The following is a 13,313-nucleotide window of genomic DNA, read 5'->3' as shown; positions in this document are numbered from 1 at the left end:
CGGGCATGCATTTGCGTTATGACGCATGCCGCAATTGCATTGGTGTCGCCGCGCGTGCACTCCTAGACTGGGGGCAATGAATGCATTCGCGACTCTGATCAGCCCTGTGCCGGCGGTAACGATCCGCCCTTCGTTGTTCGTGCAGCGCCGCGCTGCTGCGCCGCCGGCCGCGGCATCCAGCGGGCCTGCCTTGCCCGTGTCGCGCGGCAGCGATGCGGCGGGTGCCGCTCCGCTTTTCTATTCGGACGACAAGCCCTTGCCGCCGCTCGCCAGCCAGGGCGATGCGACCGGACTGGTCGCCGGGCTGCGCAGCGCACCCGATCATTCGGCGCGCAAGGCGCTCGTGAAGGAGCAACTGCGGGCGATCGGTTTCGAATGGCTGGGCTATGGAAGCTTCGAAGACCTGCAAGGTGGTTTGCGGCCGCTGAGCGTTCTTGTGAGCTACGCCCACGAGGCCTGGGTTCGTGGCTATTTCTCGCAGCGCCATCACCAGGTGGATACGCGCGCCAGCGATGTGCCGGTGTCCGGCCTTCCACTGGTGTGGGACCTGGAATCGCTCGCGCAGTCGCAATGCAGGCAACCGCTGCAGGCCGAGACCGAAGCCCCCGACACCGCGGGCCGGCGCCGCATGCTGCTGGACGAAATGGAGGCGAGCGGCATTCGCAGCGGCATCTCCTTTCGGCTGGCCACGCCAGGGCACATGCATGAGCACACCTTCATCGACCTGATGTCCAGTGCGCCCGGTCGCAGTTGGATTGCTGGTGCCACCGTGGGCCGTGCCCTCATGCTGGGGCTGAGCGTGCATGAGCACGTGTCTCGCAATGTGCGCAAGCCCGTGGCGGCAATGCGAGGCCAGGACGAGCCGCTGCACGCCAAGTCGCCGATTTCGCCGACGCAGCAATCGATTCTCGAATCGCTTCTGCGAGGGCTCGGCGACAAGGAAATTGCCTACACGCTGGGGTTGTCGAGCCATGCGGTGGACTACCACATGCGCCAACTCCGGCGCCGCTTTGGCGTGCGCAACAGGGTTCAGCTGGTGAGCGCGGCGGCAGACTGGCAGCCTTAGCGGCTGCGGGCCCGCGCTCCTAGCCGGCAATGCCGTTGCGTGCGGATGCCGGCTGCAGGGCGTCGAGCGCCGAAAGCCTGCGGTAGTCGCCCGGCAACACGGCATAGGTGCCTAGAAAGGTCTTGTGCAAATGGCTTTGATCGGTAAAGCCGGCGGCGTGCGCTGCATAGGTAACGCGCGCACCGCCGGCGATGAGATCGCGTGCGTACTCGATGCGGTGGCCCACCAGCATTTCATGCGGGGTGAAGCCCATGGCGCCTTTGAAGCGGCGCTGCACATGCACCGGGTGCAGGCCCGCCGCATCGGCCAGGCTATCGAGCGTCATGCGCTGCTGAAAGCCCGAGGCGATCAATTCATACAGCCGGTTCATGCGCGCGTCGCCGCTGTCGACAACGCGGGTGGGCTGTGCCTGCAACGGAATCCAGCGGGCCAAGCGCTGGCGCAGCAGGGCGCGGCCGGCTGCACTGCTCTCTTCATCGCCGCTGCGCGCGGGCTCGTGCAGCAGCCTGTGGCATTCGAGAAAGCCGAAGGCCTCCGAGGGATCGAGAAAAACCGAAACGCCGGCGTCGTCTTCCACGCGGGCAAGCGGAGTGCTCTCGTGCGCTGCGCTGATGCAGCGGGCAACGGGGCCGCTGCAGTACATCGCTTCCTCGCGCCACGGCGCACTGCGCGCCTGCACGGCGTGCCAGACCTGCGGCGCCACGCGCAGCAGTGCGCCCGGCGGCACGACTGTCACGCGGGTGCCGGTGCGCACGTGCAGTTCGGTATCGGACACCGAGAGCGTGAATCCCACGTGCCTGTGCGGCCGGATCTCGCGATGCAGCAGCGTGTTGGCGGTCAGTTGAAGACCTGTGAGATCCGCATCTCGCCAGTAGCGGGAGGCCAGGAATTCCATCGAAAAGCAGGGCTCCCCGAAAGTCTTGGTTTATGGACAAGCAGCAATTGGCATGCCCGTGCATGCCTTGCCTGGATTGGCATTCATGCAAAGGTATTCACTCGCGCGCCGGCGTGGGATGCCACGGCCCGCCTTCAGCCCCCGAATGTGCCCGAAGCTAAGAATTTACAAGGCGGCATAACCGCCCTTTGGTAGTTTGGCTCCAACTCCGCAGCGTCTGCCCGATGCATGCGGCACTTCCATCAGGCCTCTCATGATTCTTGCCGGTTTGTTGCAACAAGCTCTCGATTCGACGGCGCCTTCGGGCGCGCCGTCAACTACACAGGCCGACGGCGCCGAGCCGCCGCTCGACGGGCCTTTTCCGCAACTGTATTCGGAAGAGCAACTCTATCTGCCGGAATCGGCGCACCGGCATGCGGAAGGCGTACCCGGCATCGTGGGCGACCTGCTGAATGCTTCGGGCAACAAGGAGCGCCGCGATCTCATCCAGGCCTTGCTGAATGCGCTTGGCTTCGACTGGCTTGGCTACGGCACCATTACCTTCCTGCGCGGCCGCTGGTGGCCGCTCAGCTTCTTTACCGCGCATGCAAACACCGAGTGGACGCAGCGCTACTTTTCGCACCGCCTCTACGAGGTCGACCTGCGGCAGCCTGGCGTTCCGGCCTCGAGCCTTCCGCTGGTGTGGGACATCGAGCAGATCGAAGCCTTGCCGTTGTCCGCTGCAACGTCCGCAGCCGCATCCGCGGCCGAGAACCCCGAAGGGCGCAGGCAGCGCTTTCTGGACGACCTGCGCGCCAGCGGCATCAGAAGCGGGCTGATGTTTCGGCTCGCGTCGCCCACGCAGGTGAACCAGTACACCGTCATCAGCCTGCAGTCGGGCGAGCCGGGCCGCGGCTGGATCACCGACGACATCGTCGGCCATGCGTTGACGCTGGGGCTGAGCCTGCACGAGTACGTGCTGCGCCATTCGCGCATGCCGAGCGAAGCGGGGGCTGCCGCGCGCATCGAGATCTCGACCACGCAGCAGTACATCCTCCAGCATCTGCTGCAGGGGCGCAGCGACAAGGAGATTGCCAACCGCCTCGATCTTTCGGCCCACACGGTGGACTACCACATGCGCCAGTTGCGCCGCCGTTTTGCCGCGCGCAACCGCGTGCAGCTGGTCAACGCGGTGCAGCAGGGCGACAGCGACTTCGGCGTGCTCAGCGACATATAGGGCCAAAAAAACAGCCCGCACAAAGGCGGGCTGGAAGGTGACCTGCTGGAGGAGGGAGGATCAGAGAGGGTGCAGGCCACAGGGAGAAAGAGCCTCCACTATGTTCGCCAAACCTGCACGCAACCTGACCGGAGGCGGGGGCGTCAGTCCTCGTCTTCCCACTTGCCGATGACGGTGCCCAGCACGGTGAACGGCGCGCGGATGGGCTCATGCCCCGGATTCAGCGGCAGCAGCCAGCGGCGGCCGTCTTCTTCCTTGAAGACCTTGAAGGTGATTTCATTGCTCGACTCGAGCCTTGCGATGATGCGTTCGCCGTCCTCGGGCGTTGTGCGCAGGGTGTCGACAAAGATGATCGACTCGGCAGGGTAGCTCTTCATGCTGCCCGTGGGAGCCGTCATGCTGTCGCCGCGCACGCGCAGCGCATAGGTGTTGCCGGGGCTGTGATGCGCAACGCAGGGAATCCACCGCTCGGACTCCACCGGCGCACGCCCGCCCTTGTTCCAGGAGGTGGCGTCGGCCCATGCGATGAGCGGCACGGTGCCGGGAGTGCCCGGGCTGAACGAAGGGATGGGAGGCGGGGTGCGCGTCACCCGGTAGGGGCCGGGTGGTTCGTTGGCGGTGTCGCGGGCCGGGCGCTGCTGCACCGGGTCCCATGGCGCGGGGCCATCGCCGGTGTCGAGCCAATTGGGGTCGACGCGGTACGCCCGCGCCAGCGCGAGCAGGCCCATCGAGCGGCCGGTATCGCCGCGCTCGATCTTCGAGATGTTCGACTGCTTGACGCCCGAAGCGGCCTCGGCCTGCTTCTGGGTCATCTTCGCGTATTTGCGTGCTGCCAGTGCACGCGCTGCAATAGTCTCCATAGGCGCAGATTTAAGCGCACGCGAATATTCGACTTGGACTTTAGAATAGTTGAAAGGGAGTATTTGCCATGAAACCACGCAAGTTGGTGCTGGCGCTGAAGGCCGCAGGGCCCACGCAAAAGCAGTCCGAAAAACCGGCGGACGGCGCACAGCCGCGCCGCAACCAGGTTCGCCCTCTGGGCTGAGCCATGAAAAAGCAATCGACACCGGGCCTCTGGCTCGACCGCACGCTGTGCGCGCTATTGGCGCTGCTGTCGGCCTTGGGGCTGTTCTATGGAATTCGCCTGTGCGACTACGGGCTGGGCGGGCTGGCCGCCGCAGGCTTGGCGGCGGCGGGTTGCGTCGGCACGGCGCTGTTCGACGACTCCGCGTTCAGGCGGGCGCGCGCGGTTCGGGAGGCGATAAGGCGAGGGTCGAGCTGACGCGCACGCAGTCCTTGATGTGCTGCTCGCCCAAAGCGCGCAGGGCGGCATAGCCGAGCGCGGCCGAAACGATCTGCCCGGCAACCGGCACGTACTTGGCGGCCTGCTTGGCAGTGAGCTTGACGCCGGCATGCCGGGCCAGCTTGATCAGCAGGTCGCGCGTGACAAGGCGGCCGACGAGAAGGGCGCCAACCGTGGTGGCCGCCTTCTGGATGCGCTCGCGCTGGTGCGGCGCGAGCCTCTCGACCTGGGTGACAGAAAGCCCAAACTCGGCGCTGATCTGCGGCACCAGCCGCGAGAGCAGGGCAGCATCGGCCGCCCAGTCGACGCCGGGCAACGGAATGGCGCTGGCGGCGGCGGCCATCAACGCCTTGCGGCCGATCAGGCGGCGGCTGCGGTGGACCGCGGCAATGAGCTTTTCGTCACCCCGGGCCAGTTCGATGGCGGACGGCATGGCGCATGTCTCCTTGGCAGGTTCAGGTCAGGCCGCCAGCGCCTCGAGCTGGTCCGACAGGGCCAGCCAGCGTTCTTCGAGGCGGCCGATTTCTTCGTTCAGGGCTTTCAGCCGCTTGCCTGCTTCGGCAATTTCGGCCGATGGCAGGGGCTGCGCCAGGCGTGCCTCCAGCGCGGTGCGCTCGGTGCCCGCCGCGGCCAGGCGTTCGTCGATCTGCGCGATTTCGCGCTTGATGGGCTTGGCCTGGTCGCTGCGTTGCTGGCGGCCCTGGGCGTCTTGCTTGCGCTGCTGCGGGTTCTTGGCGGCGGCCGTGGGTTCGCTCTCGGCGGCAACCGGCGCGGGCACAGCCACGGCGGGGGCAGCGGCACTTGCGGCCTCGCGCACGGCCACCTTGGCCTCTTCGCGCAGCCGCTTGGCTTCGTCGAGCAGGTAGCGCTGGTAGTCGTCGAGGTCGCCGTCGAAATCGGTGACCACGCCGCGGCCCACCAGCCAGAATTCGTCGCACACCGAGCGCAGCAGCGCACGATCGTGGCTCACGAGCATCAGCGTGCCTTCGAACTCGTTCAGGGCCACGGCCAGGGCCTCGCGGGTGGCAAGGTCCAGGTGATTGGTGGGTTCGTCCAGCAGCAGCAGGTTGGGGCGCTGCCACACCATCATTGCGAGCACCAGGCGCGCTTTTTCGCCGCCGCTCATGGTGCCCACGGGCTGCTTCACCATGTCGCCGCTGAAGTTGAAGCTGCCCAGGAAGCCGCGCAGAGCCTGCTCGCCGGTGGCCTCTTTCACGCTGCTGCCGAGCTCGCGCGCCATGCGCACCATGTGCTCGAGCGGCGTGTCCTGCGGGCGCAGCACGTCGAGTTCCTGCTGCGCAAAGTAGCCGATGTTCAGGCCCTTGCCTTCGGTCACCTGGCCGGCCAGCGCGCCCATTTCGCGCGCAATGGTCTTCACCAGGGTCGACTTGCCCTGGCCGTTGGCACCCAGAATGCCGATGCGCTGGCCCGCCAGCACCGAGCGGCTGACGCCGCGCAGAATGGTCTTGGGCTCTTCGCCTTCGATCTCGTAGCCGAAGCTCGCGTTGCTGATGGAGAGCATCGGGTTCGGAATGTTGCCGGGCTCCTTGAACTCGAAGGTGAAGTCGGCCTCGGCCAGGAGCGGCGCCACGCGCTCCATGCGCTCCAGCGCCTTGACGCGGCTTTGCGCCTGCTTGGCTTTGCTGGCCTTGGCCTTGAAGCGGTCGATGAACTTCTGCAGGTGGGCGATCTTGTCCTGCTGCTTGCTGAAGGCGACTTGCTGCTGCTCCATCTGCAGCGCGCGCATGTCCTCGAACTTGCTGTAGTTGCCGCCGTAGCGCGTGAGCTGGGCGTTGGCAATGTGCAGTGTCACGTCGGTCACGGCATCGAGAAACTCGCGGTCGTGGCTGATGACGATCATGGTGCCGGCGTATTTCTGCAGCCAGGCTTCGAGCCAGACGAGTGCGTCCAGGTCCAGGTGGTTGGTGGGTTCGTCGAGCAGCAGCAGGTCGCTCGGGCACATCAGCGCGCGGGCCAGCTGCAGGCGCATGCGCCAGCCGCCCGAAAAGCTGTTGACGGGCTCATCGAGCTCGTGCGACTTGAAGCCCAGGCCAAGAATCAGTGCCTGCGCGCGCGGCACCGCGTCGTGCTCGCCGGCGTCGGCCAGGTCGGTGTAGGCATGGGCCAGTTCCATGCCGATATCGCCGTCGTCGGGGTTGGCCTCGTAGGCGGACTCGATGGCGGCCAGTTTTTCGCGCAGCTCGGTCAGGCGGGTGTCGCCGCCCACCACGAATTCGGTGGCCGATTCGTCGGTTTCGGGCATGTTCTGCGCCACCTGGGCCATGCGCCAATGCCTGGGCACCGAAAAGTCGCCGCCGTCTTCGTGCAGCGTGCCGTTGAGCAGCGCGAACAGCGTCGACTTGCCCGCGCCGTTGCGGCCCACCAGGCCGACCTTTTCACCGGGGTTGAGGGTGACGGTGGCGCCGTCGAGCAGAACCTTGGCGCTGCGGCGAAGAATGACGTTTTTGAGAGTAATCATGAAATAGGAACCGTAGGGGCGATTATCCCGCCCAGCCCCGGACGGCCTGGCGCAAAGGGGCATAGGGGCGGACAGCGCCCGGTAAAGGGGCCGCAGCGCAGGCTGCGGAAAGCGGTGGGGGCTTGGCCGGGCGCAGCTAACGCGCGCCGCCGCCGGCCAGCAGGGCGGTGCGGGTGACCAGCAAGACCTGGTCCTCGCCCGCCGAGGTTTCGAGCCATACCACTTCGAGTTGCGGAAACGCCGCCTCGAAATAATCGCGCTCGTTGCCGATTTCAAGCACCAGCACCGCCTGCTCGCTCATGCGCGAAGGCGCATCGGCAAGCAGCTGGCGCACAAAGTCCATGCCGTCGGTGCCGCCGGCCAGCGCAAGCTCGGGCTCGGCGCGGTATTCGGCGGGCAGGGCGGCCATGCTGGCACTGTTCACATAGGGCGGATTGCACAGCACCAGGTCGTAGGGGCCGGCCACTTTCTTCAGGCCGTCCGACTCGATCAGCGTCACGCGGGTGTCGAGCTGGTGCCGCGTCACGTTGATGGCGGCCACTTCGAGCGCTTCCACCGACAGGTCGGCGGCATCCACAATCACATCCGGATAGGTCAGCGCCGCGAGCACGGCCAGGCTGCCGTTGCCGGTGCACAGGTCGAGCACGCGCTGCGTGTGCTCGCCCAGCCAGTAGTCGATGCTGCCGTCGGCAATCAGCTCGGCAATGAAGCTGCGCGGCACGATGGCGCGCTCGTCCACGTAAAAGGACACGCCCTGCAGCCAGGCTTCCTTGGTGAGGTAGGCGGCGGGCTTGCGCGTGGCAATGCGCTCTTCGACGAGTGCTTGCACCTTGCCGGCATCGGCCGAGGACACGGGGCTGTCGGCCACCGCGTCCAGGTCGTCCAACGGCAGCTTCAGGCGCCACAGCACGAGCCACGCGGCTTCGTCGAAGGCGTTGGCGGTGCCGTGGCCGAAGGCGACGCCGGCTTCTTCGAGCCGCTTGGCGCCGGCCTCGATGAGTTCGATGACCGTGCTCATGGATTTGCTCCTTCCCCTTTTGGGGGAAGGTTGGGATGGTGGCGGGCAGAGCGTCCAATAGATGCGCCGATTGCCCCCACCCCGGCCCTCCCCCGGGAGGGGTGGGAGAAAGACAAGCGCTTCATGATGGGTCGAGCAGCACTTCGAGCCGCTCCAGCGTGCGCTTGTAGATGTTCTTCAGCGTCTCGATCTCGGCCACTTCGATGTGCTCGTCGATCTTGTGGATGCTGGCGTTGACCGGGCCCAGCTCGACCACCTGCTTGCAGATCTTGGCGATGAAGCGGGCATCGCTGGTGCCGCCGCTGGTCGAGAGCTCTGTCTGGATGCCGGTTTCGTCGGCAATGGCCGCCTGCACCGATGCCACCAGCTCGCCGGGCGTGGTGAGAAACGGCAGGCCGCCGACAGTCCAGGCAAGGGTGTAGTCGAGCCCATGGGCATCGAGCACCGCGTGCACGCGCTTCTGCAGCGATTCGGGTGTCGATTCGGTCGAAAAGCGGAAGTTGAAATCGACAACGGCGCTGCCCGGAATCACGTTGCTCGCGCCGGTGCCCGAGTGGAAATTGCTGATCTGCCAGCTGGTGGGCTGGAAGTACGCATTGCCTGCGTCCCAGCCGCCGGCCGCGTTGATGGCTACCAGTTCGGCCAGCGCGGGCGCAAAGGCGTGAACCGGGTTTTTTGCCAGGTGCGGATACGCGATGTGCCCCTGCACGCCGTTCACCGTGAGCTTGCCGCTCATGGTGCCGCGGCGGCCGTTCTTGATCATGTCGCCGCAGCGCTGCACCGCGGTGGGCTCGCCGACGATGCAGTAGTCGATGGTTTCGCCGCGCGCGGCAAGGGCGTTGCACACGACGACCGTGCCGTCGACGCCGGGGCCTTCTTCATCGCTGGTGAGCAGCAGCGCGAGCGTGAGCTTGGGGTCGGGCGTGGCCTTGAGAAACTCTTCGATCGACACCACGAAGGCGGCAACCGAGGTTTTCATGTCGCAGGCGCCGCGCCCGTAGAGCTTGCCGCCGCGATGCGTAGGCGTGAAAGGATGGCTGGTCCACTGCTCGACCGGTCCGGTGGGCACCACGTCGGTGTGGCCGGCGAACACCAGCGTTTTTGTTGCCGCGGCGCCGGCGGGGCGGCGCACCGCCCACAGGTTGGTCACGCGAAAGTCGGCCGGGCCGCTCTCGATGGTTTCAAGCGTGAAGCCCAGCGGTGCCAGCCGCTCGCCGATGATCTGTTGGCAGCCCGCATCCTCGGGGGTGACGGAGGGGCGCGAGATGAGTTGTTCGGCGAGCTGGAGCGTACGGGACATCAGATAAAAAGCCAGGGGAGGGCCGGGTCGGTCAGAACTTCACGTCCAGCGTGATGTCGGTAAAGGTGGGTTCGTCGACCTGGTCCGTCAGGTGGCGGTCTTCGGTCTTGGGCTTGGGCGCGGCGCGGTTCTGCAGGCGCCACATCAGGTTGGTGGGCGAGTCGGACTGGGCCAGGCCTTCTTCGCGCGTCACGCGCTCTTCGGTGATGAGGCGGGCAATGTCTTCTTCGAAGGTCTGCGAGCCTTCGGCCATCGATTGCTCCATGGCTTCCTTGACGGCAGAGAAGTCGCCTTTTTCGATCAGCTCGGCCACCAGGGCCGTGTTGAGCATGACCTCAAGCGCCGGTACGCGGCCGCCGGTGGGCGTGCGCAGCAACCGCTGCGACACGATGGCGCGCAGGGCCGAGCCCAGGTCGCCCAAGAGCGTGGGGCGCACCTCGACCGGGAAGAAGCTCAGGATGCGGTTGAGCGCACGGTAGCTGTTGTTGGCGTGCAGCGTGGCCACGCACAGGTGGCCCGATTGCGCATAGGCAATGGCGGCCGTCATGGTTTCGCGATCGCGGATTTCGCCGATCTGGATCACGTCGGGCGCCTGGCGGAGCGCGTTCTTGAGCGCCACCTGCAGCGACTCGGTGTCGCTGCCCACGTCGCGCTGGTTCACCAGCGACTTCTTGTTGGTGTAGGTGAACTCGATGGGCTCTTCCACCGTGAGGATGTGGCCGGTGGCGTGCTCGTTGCGGTAGTCGAGCATCGAGGCCAGCGTGGTCGTCTTGCCCGCGCCGGTAGCGCCGACCATCAGGATCAGCCCGCGCTTTTCCATGATCAGCGTCTTGAGAATGTCGGGCAGGTTCAGGTCGGCAAAGCTGGGAATGGTCGAGGCAATGTGCCGCACCACCACCGCATAGCTGCCGCGCTGGCGCATGGCGCTGATGCGGTAGTTGCCGGCGCCCTCGAGCATCACGGCCATGTTGAGCTCGCCGGTTCTTTCGAGCTCCTGGATGCGGGCTTCGGGCACCACTTCGGCCAGCAGCGCGAGCGGCGCTGTGGCGGGCAGCACCTGCGCATTGATCGGCACGCAGGTGCCGTTCATGCGGATCAGCACCGGGGAGTGCGCCGAGAGATAGATGTCGGAGGCCTTGCGCTCGGCCATCAGACGAAGGATTCGCTCCATCATGTTCATCGATCTCTCTCCTCGGATGCTGTTGTTGTCTAACGGAAAAAAGCAGGCAGGAAGCTCAGTCGCGCAGCAGGTCGTTCAGGCTGGTCTTGGAGCGCGTTTGCGCATCGACGGTCTTGACGATGATGGCCGCGTAGGTGCTGTAGTCCTGGCCCGACTTGGTCTTCTTGGGCAGGTTGCCGCTGATGACCACGCTGCCGGACGGCACGCGGCCGAAGAAGGTCTCGCCGGTGTCGCGGTTGAAAATGGGGGTGCTCTGGCCGATGTACACCCCCATGCCGAGCACCGAGTTTTCTTCGATGACCACGCCTTCGACCACTTCGGAGCGGGCGCCGATGAAGCAGTTGTCTTCGATGATGGTGGGGCCGGCCTGCAGCGGCTCGAGCACACCGCCAATGCCCACGCCGCCCGACAGGTGCACGTTGGCACCAATTTGCGCGCAAGAGCCCACGGTGGCCCAGGTGTCGACCATGGTGCCTTCGCCCACATAGGCGCCGATGTTCACGTACGAGGGCATCAGGATGGCGCCCTTGGCAATGTAGCTGCCGCGGCGGGCCACGGCCGGGGGCACGATGCGCACGCCCGATTCCTTCAGCTCGCCGGCCGACAGGTGCGAGAACTTGGTCGGCACCTTGTCATAGAAACCGAGCGAGCCGGCCTGCATCTGCTCGTTGTCCTTCAGGCGGAACGACAGCAGCACGGCCTTCTTGATCCACTGGTGCACCGTCCACTTGCCCACGCCTTCGCGCGTGGCAACGCGCAGCTTGCCGTTGTTCAGTTCGGAGATCACGTGCTCGACGGCTTCGCGCACTTCGGCGGAAGCAGCGGTGGGCGAGACATTGGCGCGGTCTTCCCACGCGGCGTCGATGGTTTGTTGCAGTTGCTGGGTCATGGGAGAGTCTCAGGTAAAAAATGGGGCCGGGAAAGCAGCGGTTCAGCGCTCGCCTTTTGCGCCGGACTGGACGAAGCGGACGATGCGCTCGGCGGCTTCCACGCATTCGGCGGTTTCGGCCACCAGCGCCATGCGGATCCGGCCGCGGCCGGGGTTGGGGCTGTGTGCCGTGTCGCGCGCCAGATAGCTCCCCGGCAAAACCGTAACATTGTATTGAGCGTAGAGCTCGCGGGCGAAGGATTCGTCGTCGCCAGCCCACACTTCGGGCACCCCCGCCCAAAGGTAGAAGCTGGCGTCGGGCAGGCGAACGTCGAGCACCGGTTCGAGCAGTGGCGTGACGGCGTCGAACTTGGCCCGGTACTTGGCGCGGTTTTCGACCACGTGGGCTTCGTCGCCCCAGGCTGCAATGCTGGCCGCGGCCACGGTGCCGCTCATGGCGCTGCCGTGGTAGGTGCGGTACAGCAAGAAGCTCTTGATGATGGCCGCATCGCCGGCCACAAAGCCGCTGCGCAGGCCCGGCACGTTGCTGCGCTTCGAAAGCGAGGTCAGCGCAATCAGGTTCCTGAAGTCGCGCCGGCCCAGCTTTGCCGCAGCCTCAAGGCCGCTGAGCGGGGGCTCGTCGCGGAAGTAGATTTCGCTGTAGCACTCATCGGCCGCAATCACAAAGCCGAAGCGGTCGGACAGCGCGAACAGTTTCTTCCATTCGTCCAGGGGCATCACGGCGCCGGTCGGGTTGCCGGGCGAGCAGACGAACACCAGTTGCGTGCGCTCCCAGACCGAATTGGGAACGCTGTCCCAATCGACCGCAAAATTGCGCGACGCCACGCTCGGAACGTAATAGGGCTCAGCGCCGGCGAGAAGCGCCGCGCCTTCGTAGATTTGATAGAACGGGTTGGGCGAAACCACCACCGGCGCGGGTGATTTGCTGGCGTCGACCACCGTTTGCGCCAGCGAGAACAGTGCCTCGCGCGAACCGTTGACCGGCAGCACCTGCGCCGCCGGGTCGAGTTGCAGAGCGTAGCGGCGCTTCAGCCAGTCGGTAAACGCGGTGCGCAGCTTCAGGTTGCCGGCTGTGGCGGGGTAGGCCGCCAGAGTCGACATGCTGGCCGCCAGCGCCTCCTTGATGAACTCGGGCGTGGCGTGCTTGGGCTCGCCGATGCCCAGGCTGACAGGCGCGTAATCGGCATTGGGCTTGACGCCCTCGAAAAGGAGCCGCAGCCGCTCGAAGGGGTAGGGCTGGAGCTTGGAAAGCAGGGGATTCATGGAGAGCGATTATCGGCGACGGGTCGCCGGCCGCTCCGGTCGGCTCAGGTGCCGCTGCGCCGGTAGAACGCCAGCGAGCCGGCCAGCGCCAGCAGCATTGCGCCGCAGGTGCGGTCGATCCAGCGCGCTGCGGCGGCCGTGAGCAGCCGCATTGCGCGTGCGCCGACAAAGGCATAGACCAGCATGACGGCTGCATCGAGCGAGGCGAACAGCACCGAGATGATGGCGTACTGCATGCCCTGAGCGGCCGATGGGTCGATGAACTGCGGCATCAGCGCCGAGCAGAACAGGTAGCCCTTGGGGTTGGTGACGGCCACCAGGAATGACTTGAGGAAGACCTTACGGCCCTCCTTGGGAGCGCCGGATGAAGGGTCGCCCGCACTGGCCCGAGGCGCATCGAAGCTGCCACCCTTGGAGCGCAGCATGCGAATGCCCAGCCATGCAAGGTACACGGCGCCCACCCACTTGAGCATGGAGAACCAGAACTCCGAAGCTGCCAGCAGCGCGCCCAGACCCAGCGCCACCGCGCCCACCAGCACGAAGTCGGACAGCACCGCGCCCAGGATGCCGGGCAGTGCGCCGCGCACGCCGCGCCTCGATCCGTTGCTGAGGGCCAGCAACACCGTTGGGCCCGGCGTGGCAATGGCGGCCAGCGCCACGATGGAGAACAGCAAGGCGGTGGCGAGCGTCATGGCGGCGGGCTT

The 13,313-nt window shown here is 66.1% G+C and carries 13 protein-coding genes; 3 read left to right on the top strand and 10 right to left on the bottom strand.

The features are described from left to right. Positions 1-76: 76 nt before the first annotated feature. Entirely contained in the window at positions 77-1,066 is a 990-nt protein-coding gene (locus QHG62_RS11550) for a helix-turn-helix transcriptional regulator (protein ID WP_281150982.1), read from the top strand. A 19-nt stretch (positions 1,067-1,085) separates the two neighbouring features. On the opposite strand, the gene QHG62_RS11545 is transcribed toward QHG62_RS11550, so the two are convergent. Further along, entirely contained in the window at positions 1,086-1,961 is an 876-nt protein-coding gene (locus tag QHG62_RS11545) for a helix-turn-helix domain-containing protein (protein ID WP_281150981.1), read from the bottom strand. A gap of 268 nt (positions 1,962-2,229) precedes the next feature. Here QHG62_RS11545 and QHG62_RS11540 point away from each other — a divergent pair, with 268 nt between their 5' ends. After that, positions 2,230-3,177 (top strand): helix-turn-helix transcriptional regulator, encoded by a 948-nt coding sequence (locus tag QHG62_RS11540; protein ID WP_281150980.1) that lies wholly within the window; start codon positions 2,230-2,232, stop codon positions 3,175-3,177. Between the two features lie 143 nt (positions 3,178-3,320). Here QHG62_RS11540 and QHG62_RS11535 read toward each other — a convergent pair whose 3' ends face one another. Beyond that, positions 3,321-4,037, bottom strand: coding sequence for a helix-turn-helix domain-containing protein (locus QHG62_RS11535; protein WP_281150979.1), 717 nt, complete (start codon positions 4,035-4,037; stop codon positions 3,321-3,323). A gap of 188 nt (positions 4,038-4,225) precedes the next feature. Between QHG62_RS11535 and QHG62_RS11530 the strand changes: the two genes are divergently transcribed. Continuing rightward, positions 4,226-4,459, top strand: coding sequence for a hypothetical protein (locus tag QHG62_RS11530; protein WP_281150978.1), 234 nt, complete (start codon positions 4,226-4,228; stop codon positions 4,457-4,459). On the opposite strand, the gene QHG62_RS11525 is transcribed toward QHG62_RS11530, so the two are convergent. From QHG62_RS11525 to QHG62_RS11490, 8 genes are all read right to left on the bottom strand, one after another. Next, the gene (locus QHG62_RS11525) at positions 4,410-4,913 is read right to left on the bottom strand and encodes a hypothetical protein (RefSeq protein WP_281150977.1); all 504 of its coding nucleotides are present in this window, start codon (positions 4,911-4,913) and stop codon (positions 4,410-4,412) included. The two genes, QHG62_RS11530 and QHG62_RS11525, sit on opposite strands and share 50 nt — an antisense overlap. A gap of 27 nt (positions 4,914-4,940) precedes the next feature. Further along, positions 4,941-6,959: an ABC-F family ATP-binding cassette domain-containing protein gene (locus tag QHG62_RS11520; protein WP_281150976.1), complete on the bottom strand. Its 2,019-nt coding sequence runs from the start codon at positions 6,957-6,959 to the stop codon at positions 4,941-4,943. A 136-nt stretch (positions 6,960-7,095) separates the two neighbouring features. Further along, complete coding sequence (prmB, locus tag QHG62_RS11515) at positions 7,096-7,977, bottom strand: 50S ribosomal protein L3 N(5)-glutamine methyltransferase (RefSeq protein WP_281150975.1); 882 nt, start codon at positions 7,975-7,977, stop codon at positions 7,096-7,098. Between the two features lie 121 nt (positions 7,978-8,098). Continuing rightward, the gene (gene dapE / locus QHG62_RS11510) at positions 8,099-9,277 is read right to left on the bottom strand and encodes a succinyl-diaminopimelate desuccinylase (protein WP_281150974.1); all 1,179 of its coding nucleotides are present in this window, start codon (positions 9,275-9,277) and stop codon (positions 8,099-8,101) included. A gap of 31 nt (positions 9,278-9,308) precedes the next feature. Beyond that, on the bottom strand, positions 9,309-10,457 hold the full coding sequence (locus QHG62_RS11505) for a PilT/PilU family type 4a pilus ATPase (RefSeq protein WP_157614021.1): 1,149 nt from the start codon (positions 10,455-10,457) through the stop codon (positions 9,309-9,311). Between the two features lie 55 nt (positions 10,458-10,512). After that, a complete protein-coding gene (gene dapD, locus QHG62_RS11500; protein WP_281150973.1) occupies positions 10,513-11,346 on the bottom strand; it encodes a 2,3,4,5-tetrahydropyridine-2,6-dicarboxylate N-succinyltransferase in 834 nt (277 codons plus the stop codon). 42 nt (positions 11,347-11,388) lie between these two features. Continuing rightward, entirely contained in the window at positions 11,389-12,609 is a 1,221-nt protein-coding gene (gene dapC / locus QHG62_RS11495) for a succinyldiaminopimelate transaminase (RefSeq protein WP_281150972.1), read from the bottom strand. A gap of 44 nt (positions 12,610-12,653) precedes the next feature. After that, positions 12,654-13,301, bottom strand: a complete 648-nt coding sequence (locus QHG62_RS11490) for a LysE family translocator (protein WP_281150971.1) — start codon at positions 13,299-13,301, stop codon at positions 12,654-12,656. Between the last annotated feature and the right edge of the window lie 12 nt (positions 13,302-13,313).

Source organism: Variovorax paradoxus (assembly GCF_029919115.1).
Classification (GTDB): domain Bacteria; phylum Pseudomonadota; class Gammaproteobacteria; order Burkholderiales; family Burkholderiaceae_C; genus Variovorax; species Variovorax paradoxus_O.
Note: the sequence above shows the minus strand (reverse complement) of the source record. Positions and strands in the feature narration are given on the sequence as shown.

Bases quoted from the DNA above. Each gene is read 5' to 3' on its own strand.
- prmB (WP_281150975.1), bottom strand. From the start codon at position 7,977: ATGAGCACGGTCATCGAACTCATCGAGGCCGGCGCCAAGCGGCTCGAA.
- dapD (WP_281150973.1), bottom strand. From the start codon at position 11,346: ATGACCCAGCAACTGCAACAAACCATCGACGCCGCGTGGGAAGACCGC.
- QHG62_RS11505 (WP_157614021.1), bottom strand. From the start codon at position 10,457: ATGAACATGATGGAGCGAATCCTTCGTCTGATGGCCGAGCGCAAGGCC.
- dapC (WP_281150972.1), bottom strand. From the start codon at position 12,609: ATGAATCCCCTGCTTTCCAAGCTCCAGCCCTACCCCTTCGAGCGGCTG.
- QHG62_RS11525 (WP_281150977.1), bottom strand. From the start codon at position 4,913: ATGCCGTCCGCCATCGAACTGGCCCGGGGTGACGAAAAGCTCATTGCC.
- QHG62_RS11545 (WP_281150981.1), bottom strand. From the start codon at position 1,961: ATGGAATTCCTGGCCTCCCGCTACTGGCGAGATGCGGATCTCACAGGT.
- dapE (WP_281150974.1), bottom strand. From the start codon at position 9,277: ATGTCCCGTACGCTCCAGCTCGCCGAACAACTCATCTCGCGCCCCTCC.
- QHG62_RS11490 (WP_281150971.1), bottom strand. From the start codon at position 13,301: ATGACGCTCGCCACCGCCTTGCTGTTCTCCATCGTGGCGCTGGCCGCC.
- QHG62_RS11530 (WP_281150978.1), top strand. From the start codon at position 4,226: ATGAAAAAGCAATCGACACCGGGCCTCTGGCTCGACCGCACGCTGTGC.
- QHG62_RS11520 (WP_281150976.1), bottom strand. From the start codon at position 6,959: ATGATTACTCTCAAAAACGTCATTCTTCGCCGCAGCGCCAAGGTTCTG.
- QHG62_RS11550 (WP_281150982.1), top strand. From the start codon at position 77: ATGAATGCATTCGCGACTCTGATCAGCCCTGTGCCGGCGGTAACGATC.
- QHG62_RS11535 (WP_281150979.1), bottom strand. From the start codon at position 4,037: ATGGAGACTATTGCAGCGCGTGCACTGGCAGCACGCAAATACGCGAAG.